Origin of the sequence: Shimia aestuarii (assembly GCF_900114635.1) — a bacterium.
Taxonomy (GTDB): Bacteria; Pseudomonadota; Alphaproteobacteria; order Rhodobacterales; family Rhodobacteraceae; genus Shimia; species Shimia aestuarii.
This window is the reverse complement of sequence record NZ_FOTQ01000006.1, coordinates 123,476-138,345: the sequence shown is the minus strand read 5'-3', so window position 1 is coordinate 138,345 and position 14,870 is coordinate 123,476. Positions and strand designations below refer to the sequence as shown.

General features: G+C 58.2%; 15 protein-coding genes. 2 read left to right on the top strand and 13 right to left on the bottom strand.

The genetic code is table 11. The annotated features are described in order from the left end of the window. Positions 1–504: 504 nt before the first annotated feature. Both BMZ35_RS14610 and xrtD read right to left on the bottom strand, forming a co-directional pair. The gene (locus BMZ35_RS14610; protein WP_093094605.1) at positions 505–1,143 is read right to left on the bottom strand and encodes a YdcF family protein; all 639 of its coding nucleotides are present in this window, start codon (positions 1,141–1,143) and stop codon (positions 505–507) included. Positions 1,144–1,420: 277 nt separating this feature from the next. Then, entirely contained in the window at positions 1,421–3,028 is a 1,608-nt protein-coding gene (xrtD, locus tag BMZ35_RS14605; RefSeq protein WP_093094604.1) for a VPLPA-CTERM-specific exosortase XrtD, read from the bottom strand. A gap of 419 nt (positions 3,029–3,447) precedes the next feature. Here xrtD and BMZ35_RS20970 point away from each other — a divergent pair, with 419 nt between their 5' ends. After that, positions 3,448–3,588 carry a hypothetical protein gene (locus BMZ35_RS20970; protein ID WP_165610094.1) on the top strand — a complete coding sequence of 47 codons (141 nt, stop codon included), beginning with the start codon at positions 3,448–3,450 and terminating at the stop codon, positions 3,586–3,588. Between the two features lie 221 nt (positions 3,589–3,809). Here the strand turns inward: BMZ35_RS20970 and BMZ35_RS14600 are convergent, their stop codons facing one another. The 7 genes from BMZ35_RS14600 to BMZ35_RS14570 all read right to left on the bottom strand — a co-directional run bounded on the left by BMZ35_RS14600 (position 3,810) and on the right by BMZ35_RS14570 (position 9,800). Next, complete coding sequence (locus tag BMZ35_RS14600) at positions 3,810–4,148, bottom strand: RidA family protein (RefSeq protein WP_093094603.1); 339 nt, start codon at positions 4,146–4,148, stop codon at positions 3,810–3,812. Continuing rightward, complete coding sequence (locus tag BMZ35_RS14595; RefSeq protein ID WP_093094602.1) at positions 4,141–5,553, bottom strand: FAD/NAD(P)-dependent oxidoreductase; 1,413 nt, start codon at positions 5,551–5,553, stop codon at positions 4,141–4,143. The genes BMZ35_RS14600 and BMZ35_RS14595 overlap by 8 nt, the downstream gene beginning before the upstream one ends. Next, positions 5,550–5,849 (bottom strand): (2Fe-2S)-binding protein, encoded by a 300-nt coding sequence (locus BMZ35_RS14590; RefSeq protein WP_207502981.1) that lies wholly within the window; start codon positions 5,847–5,849, stop codon positions 5,550–5,552. Before BMZ35_RS14590 ends, BMZ35_RS14595 begins: the two co-directional genes overlap by 4 nt. After that, positions 5,824–6,924, bottom strand: coding sequence for an NAD(P)/FAD-dependent oxidoreductase (locus BMZ35_RS14585; RefSeq protein WP_093094601.1), 1,101 nt, complete (start codon positions 6,922–6,924; stop codon positions 5,824–5,826). Before BMZ35_RS14585 ends, BMZ35_RS14590 begins: the two co-directional genes overlap by 26 nt. A 63-nt stretch (positions 6,925–6,987) precedes the next feature. Beyond that, entirely contained in the window at positions 6,988–7,986 is a 999-nt protein-coding gene (dctP, locus tag BMZ35_RS14580; RefSeq protein ID WP_093094600.1) for a TRAP transporter substrate-binding protein DctP, read from the bottom strand. 36 nt (positions 7,987–8,022) lie between these two features. Next, positions 8,023–9,333 (bottom strand): TRAP transporter large permease, encoded by a 1,311-nt coding sequence (locus BMZ35_RS14575; protein WP_093094599.1) that lies wholly within the window; start codon positions 9,331–9,333, stop codon positions 8,023–8,025. After that, positions 9,330–9,800: a TRAP transporter small permease gene (locus BMZ35_RS14570; RefSeq protein ID WP_093094708.1), complete on the bottom strand. Its 471-nt coding sequence runs from the start codon at positions 9,798–9,800 to the stop codon at positions 9,330–9,332. Before BMZ35_RS14570 ends, BMZ35_RS14575 begins: the two co-directional genes overlap by 4 nt. Positions 9,801–9,908: 108 nt before the next feature. Here BMZ35_RS14570 and BMZ35_RS14565 point away from each other — a divergent pair, with 108 nt between their 5' ends. Further along, complete coding sequence (locus BMZ35_RS14565; RefSeq protein ID WP_093094598.1) at positions 9,909–10,844, top strand: LysR family transcriptional regulator; 936 nt, start codon at positions 9,909–9,911, stop codon at positions 10,842–10,844. Positions 10,845–10,907: 63 nt separating this feature from the next. Here the strand turns inward: BMZ35_RS14565 and hypE are convergent, their stop codons facing one another. The 4 genes from hypE to BMZ35_RS14545 are packed head-to-tail and all read right to left on the bottom strand — an operon-like array spanning position 10,908 to position 14,866. Continuing rightward, positions 10,908–11,945 carry a hydrogenase expression/formation protein HypE gene (gene hypE, locus BMZ35_RS14560; RefSeq protein WP_093094597.1) on the bottom strand — a complete coding sequence of 346 codons (1,038 nt, stop codon included), beginning with the start codon at positions 11,943–11,945 and terminating at the stop codon, positions 10,908–10,910. A gap of 4 nt (positions 11,946–11,949) precedes the next feature. After that, positions 11,950–13,092, bottom strand: a complete 1,143-nt coding sequence (hypD, locus tag BMZ35_RS14555; protein WP_093094596.1) for a hydrogenase formation protein HypD — start codon at positions 13,090–13,092, stop codon at positions 11,950–11,952. Next, the gene (gene hypC / locus BMZ35_RS14550; protein ID WP_093094595.1) at positions 13,089–13,379 is read right to left on the bottom strand and encodes a HypC/HybG/HupF family hydrogenase formation chaperone; all 291 of its coding nucleotides are present in this window, start codon (positions 13,377–13,379) and stop codon (positions 13,089–13,091) included. Before hypC ends, hypD begins: the two co-directional genes overlap by 4 nt. A gap of 2 nt (positions 13,380–13,381) precedes the next feature. Further along, on the bottom strand, positions 13,382–14,866 hold the full coding sequence (locus BMZ35_RS14545; RefSeq protein WP_093094594.1) for a sigma-54-dependent transcriptional regulator: 1,485 nt from the start codon (positions 14,864–14,866) through the stop codon (positions 13,382–13,384). Between the last annotated feature and the right edge of the window lie 4 nt (positions 14,867–14,870).

Here is a 14,870-nt window from a genome sequence, read left to right as displayed (position 1 = left end):
GATCTCATCTGGTTGCATAAATAACCTTGATGCCCAGTGTTTATTGGTAGTTGGGCAAAAATGTGACGGAAAACGTGAGTTATTTTGTATTCATTTTTTGACAGCGGCGTCGCGGAAAATGCGCGAGTTTTGCATCTTCTGGGATACAAACCGTGCCAACATTGCGTGCTAAGACTCTATCGGTACAACCGCACCGGCACGCGCCTCTGTCTGAACTGGAAAATTTAGCTGCGGATTTGCCAGGTACGCAGTGCTCACGTGCGCGCTCCGTCCTAACAAGGTGTCTTTTTGCACCATTTTGTCTTGCCTGTGTCGATCTGTCCCCGTGTTGCATTGGGAAGTATCTTCAAACTGCGTGCGTGGCAAGGCGGGCCTTGACGGGGAAGCAAAAACCCGCGCAACACGGCGAAAGTGCACAAAAATGCCGCAGACACGTCTGCCGCCCTGTGAATGAACCACTTGTCGCCACAGCTTGGGATGAATGTCTGTTTGAAGCGCACCGCTTCAACGATTTTCGCAGATCCTTGGTTTATTTCCAGGCCATAGTGCACGAGGAAGCAGAGTGACGACCCATGTAGCGGTGAATTTGCTGAATTCGACTAGATCAATTTTGAATCGGTCATGGTTTTTGGGGTCCCCTGCAGCCAAACGGAACACATTCACAGGGGCAATCCCCCGCTGCAACGCGATCGACGCGCGCGCCATGTGCTCGGGCGAAGTGATAAGCGTAACGGCGTCGGGTTGACGTTGATTATCCAACCAACATGCGGCTTCGAGAGCGTTTTCGAAAGTCGTATGAGCATCTGGGGCAAGTACGATCTTCCCGCTTGTGATCCAACTTGCCTGGTCTGGATTCAACCCAAACTGCTTAGCAAAGCGATCGGTTTTCAGGCCCGCATCTCCATTCACTCCGGTAATGAACACCCGCTCCACCTGCTCTGAAACAAGAAGCTCCAGCCCCAGATGGATGCGGTCAAAGTCCCCTGTGAAAACAATTGCTGTCGGTGGAAGCGCTACCCGCGTTTCATACTCGTTGGTCCGATACATGAAGGTAAAAAGAAGAAAGGCCAAAAACAACGCGGCGGCTCCGACAATAGAAAGTAGTCTATAGGCAAGAACGATTGTGTATGAAATCAGTCGCAAAAGCTGTCACCCATTCGATGTGGCCTCATAATTGTCTGCCCTCATCTCGTATTGTAGAATGCCTGGGTCGACGCTCTGCAAGAGAGAACTCACAGCGCCACCGGGAATGTCCTACAGACATACTGGCAAACTCGCTTGGCGAAACCAACCCGCCACGCTGAGAGAAGGCAGAAAGCTTTAGCCCGGAGCGGCAGAAAGTTGGACCTCAGAGCAATCCTGTTAGCGCAGTCCAGCCCCAAAGTTTGGCGCGGTCAAACTTCCAGAAGCCCTGAGGCAGTTATTTGCCCGGAACGAACCGCGGCAATTCAACTAGGATCTCATTCAGCAGATCATTCATCTGAACTTTCACTTCGGATACCGGCTGATCTTTATTGATCGGGCTTATCAGTCTGACAATGGCCCCATCCAACCGACCCGCTAATACACCTCGCGTCAGAACACTAAGTTTAGCGGATGAGTTCCGGGGCATCGCCCGGCCCATGTGAGTAAACCAGTAATACACCAACATCCGTTCTTCGTTTTTCTGGATAATGACCTGATTGATCGCAAACGGGGTTTGCAATCCCAGTTCGCCAGAAATATCGACTCGTTCCACTTTGGCAATTTCCCAGCCCGCGCCAGGCAGGCAGATTTCGGGCGTATGTTGCACGCCATCCGCTGACAAATCCCTGTACCATGCAGAAAAGAAATCTAGTTTCGGTGCACTTGGCGACTGGCTGAACTGCACAGCCAAATAGTCGTCTGCAGCCAAGGTTTTTTCTACAGCGGGGGAGAACTTACGTTCATCTCCAAATTGACGCCAATCGCCAATTTGCGAAGGGAACAAAGCAAAGTCATATCGTTCAGGAGCGACAGGTTCACGATCCGGCACCAATGGCCAAGAACCTACTGATATGATCATCAGTAACGCCGCTGCAATCAGCGCGGGGGAAGGTTGCACAAGCTTGAGACGAGCAACTTGCGGCAACCACCCTTGCGTATCGAGATCGAGCGCCTCGGTCAGTTTCATCTTCCGCGGATTGAGTTTCAGCAAAACCCAAGCAATTCCAAAAAGGAGCAACACGCTGCACATGAAGATGACCCACCCCTCGAAGAAATGAGTGAAGCCTTCGAGCCACTCGGCCCCAAAACGCTGCATCAAGATCCCAGCCATTGCGATCCGCAAGGAATTCATGAGTACGGCGATAGGTGCGGCGGCAATTAGCAACAAGGCTTTATGCCATCTCGGACCTTGGTAAAGGAATGCAAAAACATACGAAAAGCTGAGGATTGGGAAAAGGTATCGAAGACCAGAACAAGCCTCCGCGACGTGCAACTTGATGACACCAAGATCAATGATATTCCCGTCGAGATAGACCGGAACGTTGGCGAGCCTGAGAAACCAGACCCCCAACTCGGAAGAAACAAGCTGCAGAAAAGCGGACACCTCGTAGTAGAGCATACCCGGCAAAGGCAGCATGAACACGAGATGAAGCACAGGCGGCCAAAAATGCTTACCTGTCCGCCAGCCGAAACTGATCAGAAGGACACCGCCAACCCAAACGATGATTGCATAGGCTGTAAGAGAGTCAGCATTGAAAATCCTCCCCATACTTGCAATGACAATTGAGAGGACAACGACGAGAAGACCTTGCCAGCGGCCATCCTTTGGTCCGGGCTGGGGAGGATACAGCTTCAGTTCCCGCAGGAACATAAGCGCCGAGAGCACAGGGATCAGCGGGCCGTGGCTGTATTCTGGTTTGCTCCATGCATCGAGTAATACGTCGAAACCGTCACGAAAAAACAACCCTGAAGAAATTGTTAATACAACCAGCCATGCAAGACCCCAAGTCAACCATCCCCCCGAGGCTCCCTTCGGATAATCTTGATCTGTAATGACCGTCATAAAAGAATCTCCAACTGAAACAAAGAAGCGACATTGCGAAGAACATGACCTGCCTATGATCTATCACCAAGTCACGTTTGTTCAAACCCACATTCACGCCAGCGGCCTTTGTTCCGCCCCCGGTATACCGCTGTGTCTTCGACTGAACCTGACCTGATCCCCTGAGTCCCCTCCAGATTTGTGCAGAGTCCGCCCAACTGAAGGATGGTCAAATGAAGACGGGATTCACCGAAGAACAGATCATTCAAATGGCCAAGGAGCGGGAAGCTGGAGAGAAGACGGCGGGCGGGCGCTGACTTGAACCCGGATTGCTCAACGGTGCGATATCGGTCGTGCCGGTCGGACGATGGCGATCTGCGGGATGCCATCAAGCGCGTCTCGAAGGGGCGCGCCGGTTTGGTTGCCACCGCAGCCACTTTATGGTTCGGCGCGAGGGCTTCGAGGTGAACCACAAGAAGCTCAGGCGCATCTATCGCGAGAACCTGGGCCTGACGGCCGACACGTTCCTGTCCAGACTGCGGGTCACGCGGGAACTGAACCGGGCTATCGCCGAGCACTGAATGCCGGGAACGATCGTGTCTGACAATGGCACCGGGTTCACCAGCATGCCCACACTGCGATGGGGACAATACACCGGGATTGAGGTGCCCGTAGCTTCCCGGAAACCTGCCTGGTTCAGTTTCTGCTGCCTCAATTCGAAGTCAACGGGCGACAACATGCCGTTGTTCGTGTGCAAGCGCGCCCCCCCTTTTTCAAGTTCGCTTTCTTCGACAACACAGCTTCAACATGCTGCAGTCACGATGATTTCGACCTTCAATTCTTCGCGGGCGAGCTTGGCCTCGCCGCAAGCGCGGGCGGGCGCGAAGCCTTCGGGAACCCATGCGTCCCAGACGGCATTCATCTCGGTAAAATCCGCCATGTCGGCAAGCCATACAATGACCTGCAGCATCTGTTCGCGCGACGATCCTGCTTTTTCAAGCAGCGCATCCACGCGCTTGAGGCAATCACGGGTTTGGTCCGCCACGGTGGCACCATCGCCAACCTGGCCACACAGGTAGGCCACGCCGTTGTGCTTGACGATCTTGCTCATTCGGGTGCCGGTGTCGATGCGTTCAATCATGTGCTTTTTCCTTCTCCGCCGTGTCGGGCGCAGTGATGTTCATGCCGGCCAGCTCGCCCAAGGTGACGGGTTTGAGTGGCGGGCGAATACGGTAATACCCGGTTTCATCGGGAGTTCTGCCGGTAGCATCGGCCAATAGTGCCGTGACGCTGAGTCCGCAATAGCGTCCCTGGCAGGGGCCCATGCCAGCGCGGCCAAATGCCTTGGTCTGGTTAGGGCCAATACAGCCCAGTTTGGCATAGCTGCGGATATCGCCTGCAGTGACCTCCTCGCAACGACAAATCGGCGTGCTGTCATCAGGCAGCAGGGCTGGGGCATAGGGCGGATAAGCCGCATCAAGGAACGGCCGCGCCGCCAGTTCATGCGCGAGTCCTGCACGCGGTGCAGCCGCACGGCGATCGCGTTCCTCACGCGAAAGGCGACCTGCCTCGCAGGCAATCTGAAGCGCGGCAAGAGTTCCAGCATGTTCCGCCGCCTTCGCCCCGCCAATGCCAGCACCATCACCCGCAATAAACACGCCTGCCCTGTCACTCTGGCCCCAGTCATCAAGCTGGGGAACAAAACATTGCTGCGCCGTATTCCATGAGTGCGTGACGCCAAGTGATCGCGCCGCCTGGGTATTGGGAACGACGCCATGGTGCAAAAAGACCGTGTCACAGGTGATCCGGTGGGACCGCCTTCCGCTCTGAAAGGTCACAGCCTCTGCTTTGTCCGTCCCCTCGACGGCAATATCCGTGACGCCGGTATGACGTGGCACGCCTGCGCGGATAATGCTGGCCAGCATCCGCAAGCCTTTGACGAGATAGCTCGCCCCTCGCAAAGCACCGCCAATATGCCGTGTTGCGCCGATGAGGTCGCCCCGGGATTGGGTCTCGATCATCGCCTTGGGCGGGGTTCCTGCCCGCAGCATCTGCGCCGCGATCAGATAAAGCAGCGGGCCGGAACCGACCAGAACGGCATTTCGCGCCAGAACGCCTGATTGCTTGAGAAGGATCTGGCCCGCCCCGGCGGTCATCACCCCCGGCAGCGTCCAGCCGGGCAAAGGCATCGAGCGTTCGAGCGCGCCGGTGGCCAGGAGAATGCGATCGGCCTCGATCTGCACGCCGCGCCCTTCCCGCGTGTAAGAGATACGAAACGCGTCTTCGATGGCCCAGACCACTGCACCGGTGACATGGGAAATCGCAGCACGCCGCAAAGCAGCCGTCAGCGTGGTGCCATGCACATAGTCCGCGCCCAGTATGTCACCACGCAAAGGTACAACACGGTCCACATCGCGGTAGATTTGCCCGCCTGCACAGGCTTGCTCATCGAGTACCGTGACGCTGAGGCCGAGCTCGGCAGCCTGCGCGGCGGCGGCCATGCCGGCTGGACCCGCTCCAACGACGACAAGATCTGAACGTGTCATGTCAATGCCCCATCGCGGTGGGCGCGCGTGATCTCGAGGCCATCCGTGACCACGGTCATGCAGGCCTGTTTCGTGGTACCGTCGATCTCGACCAGGCAATCAAAACATGCGCCCATCATACAAAACGGGCCGCGTGGCGCGCCCGACACAGGCGTGTGGCGAAACACATTGACGCCCGCCGCCATGAGGGCCGCGGCAAGATTGGCCCCTTCTGGCAAGCTGAGCGCGTTGCCATCGAACACCACGTTTACACGTGGCTCATTGTCAAGCTCAAGAAACGGAGAAGCGGTCTTCACTGAACACCTCCAGGTCTGGCGCTGCATCGGTGCCTTCCAGCCACTCGGGCAAAAGGCGCGCATGCGCAGCGGCAAGGGTGATGCCACTGTGACAGGTGACAAGAAAGGCACCCGGCATCTCGGTGCTTTGTTGATAAATCGGAAGACCATCGGGAGAGAGCACGCGCAACGCGCCCCAACTGCGTACCAGCTGCGCCCGGGCCAGAGCCGGATAGGCGGCAATCGCTTCGGCGGCGAGGCCCGACAAGCCCGTCTGAGTGACCTTGTCGTCAAGGCCAACTTCTTCGTTCGTGGCACCGATCTGGATGCCGCCTTCATCCACCTGCCGGGCAATCAGCGAAGGACGGTTGATCATCTTGGGCAGTTTTTCGGTGATCAGAACCTGACCGCGCTGCGGACGGACGGGCGCTTTGAACCCCATCTTCGGGCCAAGCTGCGCCGCCCCCAGACCCGCAGACAAGACAACCTTGCCAGAGGTGACGATCGTGCCGTCCGCGCATGTGATGTGAAAACCGTCCGGCTTTGACACATCTGTCACGGTCTTGCCCACCAGCACATGCCCGCCCATGCGGCGCACATCAGCGGCCAGCGCTTTCAGCAGTTTCAGCGGGTTCGCATGACCATCCTGGTGATGCAGGATCGCCCCAACCACCTTGGGGCCGATATGCGGCTCTTCCTTGCGTAACGCATTATGACCAAGCACCTCGTAGGGGTAATTGCCGCCAAGCTGCGCCTTCAGTTTTTCGTATTTTGCGACAGTCGCTTCCAAGGTTTCTTCAGAGAAATGAAGATCGTAGCCGCCGTTTTGCTCAAGCGGGATGGGCTGTCCGGTGTTGCCTGCGACCTCGTTGGCGAAGTCGGCCCAGATTGCGGCGGATTGTTGGGACCAACTGGCATAGCGCGGTTGGTTCATGCCCTTCGACTGAACCCAGACCAGCCCGAAATTGCCGCGGCTTGCTCGGAACGATCCGTCGTCACCGTCCAGAACGGTCACCGTGCGCCCGCGCCGGAGCAGACCCCAGGCGACCGAGAGGCCAACAATCCCCCCTCCGATAATCGCGTAATCGGTTTCCATCTGTTTCGTTCCGATGTTGAGTGATGGTGTCAGGGCGACGCAGGCCGCCCTGACGGATTTGGCTCAGTTGCCTGCAGCGGCAACCTTGTCGAGGATCGCCTGCCCCCACTCGACGCCCACATCTTCGAGAACCTGCGGCCAGACATCAGCACGCACCTTGGCAGCCATGCCCGCCAGATCATCAGCGCTCAGCTTGGCAACGGTTGCGCCCAGTTCGTCCACAAGACGCTGCTCGTTCTTGGCTTGATCGCTCTCGGCTACGCTCCAACGGGTCGCTTCGAACGCGGCGGCCTGCTCACGCAGCGCGGCCTGGTCTTCATCGGACAACTCCGCAAGGCTTTCGTTCGAAATGATCATGTACCAGACTTCGAAATGCGTGTTGGCTGGGATATACGTCTTGGTCACGTCGCGGAACGAAGCGTAATAACCTTCGGCGCCCGATCCGATCACACCGTCAACCACACCGGTCTGAACTGCAGTGAACGCTTCGGAAAACGGGATCGGAGCCGGGATGTAGCCCAGAGCCTCGCCTGTCAGCTGGAAGCTTTTGATGCCCGGAACGCGCACCTTGATGCCGTTTGGCTCTACCGAGCCCGCATTGTCATTTGCGACATTCAACGAAATGCCGCCGAAATAGACCGGATAGGCCGCCAGCATGGTGATGTCCTGCTCGGCATAAAGCCCTGCCATCACGTCGCGCACAACGCCGCCGGGGCCATAGACCGCACGTGCCTGTTCCCAGTTACCCGCAAGGTAAGGGAACGAGCTAATCTGCATGCGGCGATCCGCGGCAGCGGCGGCGGGCTGCGTTGCCATATCGATTGCGCCAACGCTGATCCGCTCCTGTACGGTCGTGTAATCGCCAAGCGCAGAGGCCGGGAACAGGTTGATCTTCACGTCGCCGCCGGTGGCTTCATCGACGGCCGCGGAAAAGGCGCGCAGCTCGACGTCGATCGTGGCGTCCTGCGGTCGCACGTGGCTCATCTTGAGGCTTTTTGCTTCAGCGTAGCTGCCAAGCGCCATCAGGGCGGCAACGGCAGTGGTCAGGAATGCGTGTTTCATTTTGGTTTTCTCCGTGTTGATTTGCGTATTCGTGAATTAGGGGCCCACGGCGTATCCGAAGAAACGCGGCAGGAAGAGCGACAGGTCGGGCCAAAGCGAGGTCAGGAAGACCACAGGCACATAGCCGAACAGGATCAGTTTCATCGCGGGCGGGATGACCTTGGTCACTTTCACGTTGCCGATCCGTGCGCCCAGATAGAGAATCGAGGCATAGGGCGGGGTCACGCCGCCCATCGCCGTGTTCACGCCCATGATCGCGGCAAACTGCACGGGGCTGACACCAATCGCGTTCATCAGCGGCAGGAGCAGCGGGGCGATCAGGATGATCGCGGTCACGTCGTTGACGACCATGCCGACCAGGAACAACATGATATTGATCATGATCAGCAGCAGAACCTTGTTCTCCGTGATCGAGAAGATGCCCTGAACCAGCTGTTGGGGGATGCTTTCATAGACGAACATCTGGCTGAGGATCATGGAAAAGAGGATCATCATCATGATCGCACCCACGGCCGTGGCAGCCTCCTTGCCCGCGAGGAAGAAGTTTTCCCATTTCAGCCCTTTGTAGACCAGGAAACCAACAGGCACGGCATAGATCACTGCAACAGCCGCTGCCTCGGTCGGGGTCATGACGCCACCGTAGATGCCACCCAGAATGATCACGGGCATCAACAGCGCGGGAAAAGCATGAAACCCGCGGCGCGCGATCTCTCCGGACAGCTCCGAGAAGGAGGGCTTGTCATCCAGAACCAGATCGAACTTGCGCACCATGAACAGGTTGATCACGGAAAAGGCGGTCATGATCAGCAGCCCCGGCCCCAACGTAGCCAGAAAGCATGCCAGGATCGACGTGTCCGTGACCCAGCCATAAACGATCATCGTGACGGACGGCGGGATCAGTAGGCCGAGGATCGACGAGTTGGCGATCAGGGCCGTGGCGTATTCACGCGGGTAGCCGCGCTTTTCCATCTCGGGGATCAAAAGCGGACCGATGGCGGCGATACCGGTCAGACCAGACCCCGAGATCGCACCGATCACGGCGCAAGACACCGCAGCGACAACGCCCAGACCACCGCGCACATGGCCGATAAAGGCGTTCACAAAGCGCAGGAGTGACGCGGCGATCCCACTTTCCGACATGACTGTGCCAGCAAGGACAAACAACGGAATGGCCAGAAGCACCGGATTGCCAAGTTGCTGGACGCCCCAGAGCATCATGCCTTTCATCGTCACGTCACCAAGGAAGTACATGACCATCAGGGCCGATCCAAAGCAGTAGGGCAGCGGCACACCCAAAGTCAGGGTAATCACCAGCAAGGCAATGGCAAGAAGGGCAATCTCGATCATGCGATTTCTCCGGTCCGCAGATCGCGGATATGGCGCACCAGATGCGATGCGGTGTAGATCATCATCAGCGTCAGGCCGACGACCAGCGCGACATCGGAATAAAACGTCGGGATGTAGAGCGTCGGGCTCTCACGCCAGACGCGCCAGGCATATTGCGTGTAATTCCACGCCCAAGAGAGCAGCCACAGACCAACGATCAGGCTGATGACCTCTCCGATGATGGCGAGAATGGTGTGGCCGCGATCCGTCTTGATGAAGATCTCAAGAACGTTTGCGCGGATATGTGTGTTCTCGCGCGAGGCGTTGACCGATCCGAGGATGTAGAGCCATACCGTCGGGTAGGCCATCGTCTCTTCAAGCCCCATGACCGGAACCTGCAACACGTAGCGCGTGATGACCTGAACAAACTGGCCCAGGGCCACAGATATGATCAGAGCCGTCAACAGGTATTTGGCGAATTTATCCATGTCTCCCCCGAACCCCTTCAGCTTCTGCGCGTGGGTTTCGCAGCTACAACACTGGACAAACGCCATTAAATCAATTTAATATTTTTTCTAACCTCATAAACTGATTTTATGCCGATACACCTATCCCTCAGACAACTCTCGACTTTTCGGGAAGTTATGCGCTCAGGTTCCATAAGCCAGGCCGCGCGTTCGGTGGGTCGCACGCAACCTGCGGTTTCGACCATGGTCCGCACCCTCGAAGACCAGCTTGGCTTTGCCCTTTTCCTGCGCTCACATGGCAAGCTGACCCCCACGCCCGAAGCCCAGTTTTTCCTTGAAGAATGCGAGGATATCCTCGGGCGGGTCGAGCGCACCGAGCGCACGATGGAGCGGATCAGCTCGTTGCAGTCGGGCAAGCTCAAGATCGCTTGTCACCCAGCGGCTTCAAGCGTGTTTCTGCCCCGGCTTCTGACAAGGTTTCTCAAGGACCGGGGCGATCTCGATGTATCTCTCATCATGAGGTCCTCGGACGTGATCGAAGACCTCATCGCATCGCAACAATACGATCTTGGGTTCGCCGAGACACCGCAGCCGCGCACTTCGATCCGACAAACGGACTATGATCTTGAATGCGTCTGCGTCCTGTCCTCAAATGATCCGCTGAGCGAGGCGGATGTTGTGACGCCAAACGACCTTGACGGGCGCCCCATGGCCGTTTTGTTCGACGAACACGGGACGGCCGTGCAGACCGAAGCTGCCTTTCGCAACGCCGGATGCCGTTTCAACAAACGGCTGGAACTGCGCACGTTCCTGCCAGGATTGCAATTCGTCGCGGCCGGTGTCTGCGTGATGGTCTGCGATATGATCACCGCCTACAGCCACCTGATGCAGACCCCTGAAAACGAACGCCTGTCGATCCGGCGTTTTCGGCCGCTGATTTCCAACAGCGTCTCTATCCTGACACCCGGCTACGCTACCCAATCCATGGTGGGTCAGGCCTTTATCGCCGAGCTACAAGCCGCTGTTCAACAGATGCAGGCCGATATCTCCGACGAATTGAACTAGCGACCAAAGAGCTGGCACAAGCCCTCAGTCAGGTGCCCCTCAAGCGCTGAAAACAAGGCGTCTTCAGCAAATCCTCGGAAGTTGCTCCCCCACCAGCATGTCAACGATCCTCGCCCCGCCAAACAGCGTCCGCATCGTGACCCTGCCTGCCATTCCATCTACAACGCGCCCGATGACCGTGGCCTCGCGGCCTTCGGGCATGGCGCGCATCGCCGCAAGGGCGGCATCAGCCTCATCTTCGGGAACAAACACGACCAGCGTGCCTTCATTGGCAAGGTACAGGGGATCAAGGCCAAGAATCTCGCACATCCCCTTCACCTCGCTGCGCAATGGCAACGCTGTCTCTTCAATTTCAATCGAAACACCGGCTGTCTCGGCGACTTCATTCAAAACCGAGGCCACCCCGCCGCGCGTGGCATCTCGTGCGGCCCGAACGCCGGGTGCGGCGTGCATCACGGCCTGCATGAGATGCCCAAGCCCCTGGCAATCCGACTGTATTTCGGCCGAGAGAGCCATGTCTCCCCGCGCGGCCAGAATGGCGGCGCCATGATCCCCGAGAACGCCGTTCACAATGGCCACATCCCCCACCCGAACACGGCCCGCCGACAGATCGCATCCCGGCGCAATCACACCGACCCCCGACGTTGTGACAAACACTTTGTCCGCCATGCCCCGTCCAACAACCTTGGTATCCCCGGTCACGATCCGAACGCCTGCCTTGTCCGCCTCCTGCTTCATCGACATCACGATCCGCTTTAGCAAAGCCACCTCGGTGCCTTCCTCGATGATGAACGCCGCCGACAACCACAGGGGACGCGCGCCCCCGACCGCAAGGTCATTGACCGTACCGCAAACCGCAATCTTGCCAATATCCCCGCCCGGAAACTCGACCGGATCGACCACGAAACTGTCGGTGGTAAAGGCCAGCCGCGCGCCCGGCTCTTGCAGGGCAGCATCCATCAGCCGCGCCTGATCTTCCATCGCATCCGGCACAAAGGCCGAGGTGAACACCCCCTCGATCAGATCGCGCATCGCCTTGCCGCCACCCCCATGGGCCAGCGTCACCCGCTCATCGCGCATTTTTCCCGTCATCATGTTCATGGCCTCACTCCGCCGCCTCGATGGCGCGCGCTCCGCCATATTGATAATAGGCCGCGCACGCCCCCTCGGAACTCACCATCAATGCGCCAAGAGGCATCTCCGGCGTGCAGCCCGTACCGAATTGCGGGCAATGCATCGGCTTCATCCGCCCGGTCATCACCGCACCACACGCACACCCTTCGGGTTCTTCCACGTGACGGCTCTCGGCGCTGTAGCCGATACCGAACTTGGCCTCGGCATCAAATGCCTTGTAAACATCGCGCACCCGCAAGCCGCTCTCGTCGATTTCACCGAGACCGCGCCACTCGAAAGTCGGGCGTTTCTCGTACACATCCGCCACCGCGGCCTTGCTCACCGCGTTGCCGTGTTCCGGCACGACGCGGCCATACTGGTTTTCCACCTCGGCGCGCCCGTCACGGATCTGCTCCAGCACCATCAGCACCGATTGCAACAGGTCGATCGGCTCAAAACCCGCCACAACGATCGGCTTGCCGTAATCTTCTGCAATGAAATCATATTCATGCGTGCCGATCACCATGCTCACGTGACCCGGACCGACAAAGCCATCCAGCACCATATGCGGATCGTCCAGAAGCGCCTTGATCGGGGGCGGCACGGTGATGTGGTTGCAGAACACCGAGAAATTGGTCAGCCCTTCACGCGCCGCCTGCTGAATCGAAAGCGCCGTCGACGGCGTCGTGGTCTCGAACCCAAGGCCAAAGAAAACCACCTCGCGCTCGGGATGCCGACGTGCCAGTTCCAAAGCATCAAGCGGTGAATAGACCATGCGTATATCCGCCCCCTCCGCCTTGGCCTGCATCAGCGACTTTTTCGTGCCCGGCACCCGCATCGCGTCGCCAAAGGTGGTAAAAATAACTTCGGGCTTCTCGGCCAGTTCTATACATTCATCCACGCGGCTCATCGGTAGAACACAAACCGGACAACCCGGGCCATGAATGAACTCGATCCCCGCTGGCGTCAGCTTGTCCAGCCCATAGCGGAAAATCGCGTGGGTATGCCCACCGCAAATCTCCATGATATGCACCGGTTTCTCCTTGGTAGCGCCGATCTCATCGACCACCTTGTTGATTTCCTTCAACAGCGCTTTGGCCGCCTTGGGATCGCGAAATTCCTCGGTAAACCTCATTGTGTGCCCTCCAACGCCGACACGCCATGCGCCATTGCTTCCAGTGTTTCCTGCGCCTCGCCAAGGCCGCGCAGCGCCTCGAGCGTTTCGGCGGCCTCTTCCTCGTCGATGATGCTCATGGCAAAGCCGACATGGATCAGCACCCACTTGCCAACCAGGTCCTCCAGATCACCTTGCGCGACACAGGCCACGCTCACTTCTCGTTTCACGCCTGACACATCGGCCATGGCCATCTGGCGTTCACCGTCGGTTACCTCGACGATCTGGCCGGGTATTCCCAAACACATGGCTATTCCTCCTCGTTACCGCCGGCGCCGGTCTTGTCCGGTTCCGCGATGCCATATCTCTCGATTTTTGCGCGCAGCCCCACGCGACTGAGCCCAAGCTCGTTTGCCGCACGGCTCTTGTTCCATTTCAGCCGGGTCAACGTTTCGCGCAAAATGCGCATCTCGATCAGCTCAACCCGGTCTTTGAGCGTGCCTTCGCCCACCAGAACCATATCGACGCTTTGGTCGGTCTTGTCCGGCAGAGGGCTGGCCTGAAGAATATGGCGCGAGATCAGTTCGGGCCCCAGAAGCGGGTCCTGCGAAAAGATCAGCATCCGCACCAACTCGTTTTCCAACTCGCGCAGGTTTCCGGGCCAGCTGTAGCCTTGCAGAAACTGCACCGCGTCATCGGACAATCCATGCACCGGCTTGCCATGCGCTTTTGAGGCTTCGAACAACAAGTTCTGCGCAAGGATTGGCAGGTCTTCGGGGCGTGCATTCAGCGGCGGCACCGACAGCGTCGCCTTGGCCAACGCGAAATAAAGGTCCGACCGGAACCGCCCCTCGGCCACGTCCTGACGCAACTCGCGATCACTGCCCACCAACAAGCGCACATCCGAACGGATCATCTCGTGGCTACCGAGCGGGCGAAACGCGCCCTCTTCGGCAAACCGGGACAAGACCAACTGCATACGCGGCGAAAGCTCAGATATCCCATTGAGGAACACCGTCCCCTGATCCGCCTTGCGCAACAGGCCAAGCTTCTGCGTCTGCTGCCCGGCCACCGCCCCCCGTTTGGCTCCGAACAACTCCATTTCTAGAATGTCATCATCTACGCTGGTGCAGTTGATCTCGTAAAAAGGCTTGTCCGAACGCAGCGAGCTATAATGCATCGCCCGCGCCAACGCCGCCTTCCCCGTGCCCGGTTCCCCGGTGATCAGCACCGGCACATCGAAACTGGCAAACTGCCGCGCCTGCGCCACCACAGCGTTCAGCGGCGAATTGGGCGAGCGCAGCACGTTTTCGAACCCCAATCCTTCACGCAGGGCGCGGCGGTGATCTTCCAGCTTGCTTTCAACGGAACGGGACAGGTACCGCATTTCCAAGGACATCTGGTCATGCTCGCGGTTGAGCCGGAACAGGTCCCCAGCATTTTTCGCGGTCATCACCAGGTGATCCGGATGCCACGGCTTGGTCAGGAACTGGTAAATTCCCGCCTCATTGATCGCGGCGATCATATCGTTGGTCTCGGTATAACCCGTGATGATGATCCGCACCGTTTCCGGCCAACGGTCCCGCACCTCGGTCAGGAAATCGACCCCGGTCTTGCCCGGCATGCGCTGGTCGCAAAAGATCACCTGTACAAAATGCTCTTCCATCAGCGCCTTGGCAGCATCCGCCCCGGTCGCCGTCAGACACTCGAAATCGTCTTCAAGCGCCATCCGCATGGCGGCAAGCGAATGCTCTTCGTCGTCGATCAACAGGATGGTGGGCAGGTTCTCGGACATGGGA

Excerpts from the sequence above, each read along its gene's own strand:
- hypD (WP_093094596.1), bottom strand. The coding sequence starts at position 13,092 with ATGAGGTTTACCGAGGAATTTCGCGATCCCAAGGCGGCCAAAGCGCTG.
- BMZ35_RS14600 (WP_093094603.1), bottom strand. The coding sequence starts at position 4,148 with ATGATTGAACGCATCGACACCGGCACCCGAATGAGCAAGATCGTCAAG.
- hypC (WP_093094595.1), bottom strand. The coding sequence starts at position 13,379 with ATGTGTTTGGGAATACCCGGCCAGATCGTCGAGGTAACCGACGGTGAA.
- dctP (WP_093094600.1), bottom strand. The coding sequence starts at position 7,986 with ATGAAACACGCATTCCTGACCACTGCCGTTGCCGCCCTGATGGCGCTT.
- BMZ35_RS14585 (WP_093094601.1), bottom strand. The coding sequence starts at position 6,924 with ATGGAAACCGATTACGCGATTATCGGAGGGGGGATTGTTGGCCTCTCG.
- BMZ35_RS14545 (WP_093094594.1), bottom strand. The coding sequence starts at position 14,866 with ATGTCCGAGAACCTGCCCACCATCCTGTTGATCGACGACGAAGAGCAT.
- BMZ35_RS14575 (WP_093094599.1), bottom strand. The coding sequence starts at position 9,333 with ATGATCGAGATTGCCCTTCTTGCCATTGCCTTGCTGGTGATTACCCTG.
- BMZ35_RS20970 (WP_165610094.1), top strand. The coding sequence starts at position 3,448 with ATGGTTCGGCGCGAGGGCTTCGAGGTGAACCACAAGAAGCTCAGGCGC.
- hypE (WP_093094597.1), bottom strand. The coding sequence starts at position 11,945 with ATGAACATGATGACGGGAAAAATGCGCGATGAGCGGGTGACGCTGGCC.
- BMZ35_RS14570 (WP_093094708.1), bottom strand. The coding sequence starts at position 9,800 with ATGGATAAATTCGCCAAATACCTGTTGACGGCTCTGATCATATCTGTG.
- BMZ35_RS14595 (WP_093094602.1), bottom strand. The coding sequence starts at position 5,553 with ATGACACGTTCAGATCTTGTCGTCGTTGGAGCGGGTCCAGCCGGCATG.
- BMZ35_RS14565 (WP_093094598.1), top strand. The coding sequence starts at position 9,909 with ATGCCGATACACCTATCCCTCAGACAACTCTCGACTTTTCGGGAAGTT.
- xrtD (WP_093094604.1), bottom strand. The coding sequence starts at position 3,028 with ATGACGGTCATTACAGATCAAGATTATCCGAAGGGAGCCTCGGGGGGA.